The organism is Marinagarivorans sp., from assembly GCF_982758155.1.
Genome location: NZ_CEXWTU010000365.1, coordinates 1 through 2,941 on the forward strand (window position 1 = coordinate 1; position 2,941 = coordinate 2,941).

At 45.9% G+C, this 2,941-nt stretch carries 3 protein-coding genes; 1 reads left to right on the top strand and 2 read right to left on the bottom strand.

Translation table 11 applies throughout. The features are described from left to right. Window positions 1–437: 437 nt before the first annotated feature. Window positions 438–953 carry a hypothetical protein gene (locus AC3A8L_RS20890; protein WP_487964211.1) on the top strand — a complete coding sequence of 172 codons (516 nt, stop codon included), beginning with the start codon at window positions 438–440 and terminating at the stop codon, window positions 951–953. A 262-nt stretch (window positions 954–1,215) separates the two neighbouring features. Here the strand turns inward: AC3A8L_RS20890 and AC3A8L_RS20895 are convergent, their stop codons facing one another. Further along, window positions 1,216–2,703 carry a DUF5666 domain-containing protein gene (locus AC3A8L_RS20895; protein WP_487964212.1) on the bottom strand — a complete coding sequence of 496 codons (1,488 nt, stop codon included), beginning with the start codon at window positions 2,701–2,703 and terminating at the stop codon, window positions 1,216–1,218. Then, a partial coding sequence (locus tag AC3A8L_RS20900; protein WP_487964213.1) for a hypothetical protein occupies window positions 2,703–2,941 on the bottom strand: 239 nt, incomplete at its 5' end. The genes AC3A8L_RS20900 and AC3A8L_RS20895, both read right to left, overlap by 1 nt.

The window sequence follows — 2,941 nt, forward strand, 5'->3', positions numbered from 1 at the left end:
TAAGGAGGTCGAGATCAAGCATTAGTGGATGAAATATTGTTTCCTCGTCCCTAAGCCCATGGTAAACACGGCATTAGTGAATCCCTTCGCGTCGCGTTGTTCGCTAAGCGAAGACAAAGACCAAAGCGCGCCGCTTCCCCCCCCGCTATCTTATTTGTTACCTGCGTCTTTGGTAGCTATATGTGCCACACGTTAAATTTTTCAGTTTTTTTGATGAGGCATTTTCCGCGTGCGGTGTCTTAGTTAACATTGCCATCATGTGGTGGTCAGAGAACGGGGGTTGCGATATTTGGTGGCCTAGGGGCGTGCATCAAAAAAAGCCCTTAAGACAGCCGCTTGATTGTATAAGAAGATGTAACTAAAAACTGGCATTTAATCCCCCAGACTTTGGTTTGCGGTGAAGCAATGTCTACTGTTAAAACTTAAAGGAGTAACGTATGAGAAATATTAGTTTAGCAATAACGATGACTGGATTTTTATTAGTGGCGGCTTGCGATGGTGGCACCCAACCAATTGTTGATGATCTGGGGGAAAGCTCTTCGGCGCCGCAGCTCAGCTCGGAGTTTCATGGCGTATGGCATGAAACTCGACATTTTGTGGATATTGATGGAAGTATGTTCGATAATAGTTACTTTTTTATTATTACTGATGACGGTAAGTATTATCAGTTTGATGATAAAGGCGATGCTGCTGCAGCGCATATGAACCGTTACCAAAATTGTATAACGCTACTCAATAAAGGTTTTATTAGGCAAGCGGAGATGGAAAACGTATACACAGTGACGTTAAACGGGGGCACTTTTACCGTATCATACGATATAGAAATGGAATTAGACGGTGATATGCTCAGTTTAATGAGCGGCCCTTATGTACCAAAGCGAGAGTCAACCGCTGTTCGCTCAAGCTTAACAATGGTAGATCTTGAAGCTCAAGAATGCGTACATAAGGAGTAAATTATTTTGGGATTGGGCTCTTTACAGCTCGTGAATCAGAACAACTGGGGCGGGGATGAAATAACTTCCCGTTTTTGAATTCCTGGGTGCACGCTTGCCTTCGTTAAAAATATTTGTAATAGCCGGCTATTGCGCCATATTTTCGCCTTGCCAAGCAAGCACCCACAAACCCAAATTCCAGCAACTTATTCCGTGCCCGCCCCTTAGAACAATGCCCATCAACATTATTTATAATGTTGATGGTGATTTTTTTAAGCACAACTTATCGGGACGATCGGTCATCAAAGGCGTCATCTTCACCGCAGTGAAAGAAAACATGCGAATCGCAGCCTTCTTCTGAATTAACCCGAACACGCACAGCTTTAAAGGCCAAATCACCGGTATAAAAGCCTTCTAAATCAGCCATTACGGGGTCATCATTCAGCTCACTTAATGCAGCCCACTCGCTTTCGGTCAAATCACTGCCATCCACCAAAACATCACCCATGTAAAAGTTTTGGCTGCCTTCAATAAGCCTAATTGCACCACGAATAAAATTAGGCTTGTTCATATCCATGTCTTGGCGAACAATCCGCGTCACTCGCCACTGCCCATCAACCTGCACGGCATAAACTTCAACTTCCTCACCAACATGTAAATCTTCAAGGTCAAAATAACGCTCCATGAAACGTGAATCGTCTTTCAGTTGTGTCAGGGGCGTCATATAAAAAACGGTATCGTGAAGTTGAAAAGTACCCGCCCTAAAATCAACCTCTTCGACTTCCCCTTTAAAGCGACTGGCATTAAACGATTTAATCACAATGCGCTCAGCCACCAATATCGCCCCCTCGATACGACCAAAGACAACAACCCGAGTACCGTTGGAGATATCGCTGGAATTGCCATTTTCGAAGACCGCATTTTGTCCATCAATGGCCGTATCACGCACCCAGAAATTTGAATTTTCGCTTACCTTTCGCACAACGCCCTCAAGTGCACTGTAATGCCCCGCGCCTAAGCGTTGAGGCTTAAACACCAACTGCGTTGCCATCAAGACTTGATTTTCAGTATCGTATTCGCCGGTAATTTTAATGCGCGCACCCAAAATAATATCGTCCGCGCTGCCTGCAACAATAGCGGCCGAACGGATATCAACATTAAGATCGAGCAGCGCTAGGTCACCGGTATTGGGGTCAATTGCCGTAATATAGCCTTCAACAATACGCGGTTTAGGCGCACCCGCCGCTTGTCGCTCAATATATGTGGCCGAGATATAACCGTTTTCGGCAACATAGCCGCTCACACTAAGATCCAAACCCGATTCGAGCTGCTCGAAACCTGTGCCGCTAAATTCGGCATCTTCGGCCACATACACGGTTTGCCCCAACAGCTTTAATACTCGGCGCCCTACCGCAACATCCACCACAGCATCGACCGTACCCAGTAAAACGCGCTCGGCATTAATTGCCGAAGCTACCCCTTCGCGGCCATCACTGTTTATCTTGCCAACCACTTCAACCACCATACCCACCGAAAGCTCGCCTTCGGTTGCTGGCTCGCCATCAATTTCGACCATCGCTGAATCAGTTGCAAAGTGAACACCGTTGACATAAACGCTACCAAACCCAGTAATTGAACCGTAAGCAACAGCGACATCAGCCTCTACTTTACTACCCGTGCCTTCGATACCCGCCACGTGTTCATCATCAGTGGTTCCGCAGCCGGTCAACAATAGGGCTGTGCATAGAAGTGTTGATGTTAAATTTTTCATTATTCTTTATTGCCTCTGGGCTCATCAGGGATTTCTTCCTCGATGTAATACACACCTAACCCTGTGCGGAAGGGATGCTCAGTGGAGGGCTGAGAGCCTTGCTTTTGTTCGTATTCACTCAACCAATCATTTACTTTTAAAAGTAGAATTTCCCCCTCTTCACGGCAACGCCGACGAATTTCTTCAAGATCTTGTGGTGATACGTTGTTATAAGAAACCGTGCGCTGTAAAAATGGAC

Excerpts from the sequence above, each read along its gene's own strand:
- AC3A8L_RS20890 (WP_487964211.1), top strand. The coding sequence starts at position 438 with ATGAGAAATATTAGTTTAGCAATAACGATGACTGGATTTTTATTAGTG.
- AC3A8L_RS20895 (WP_487964212.1), bottom strand. The coding sequence starts at position 2,703 with ATGAAAAATTTAACATCAACACTTCTATGCACAGCCCTATTGTTGACC.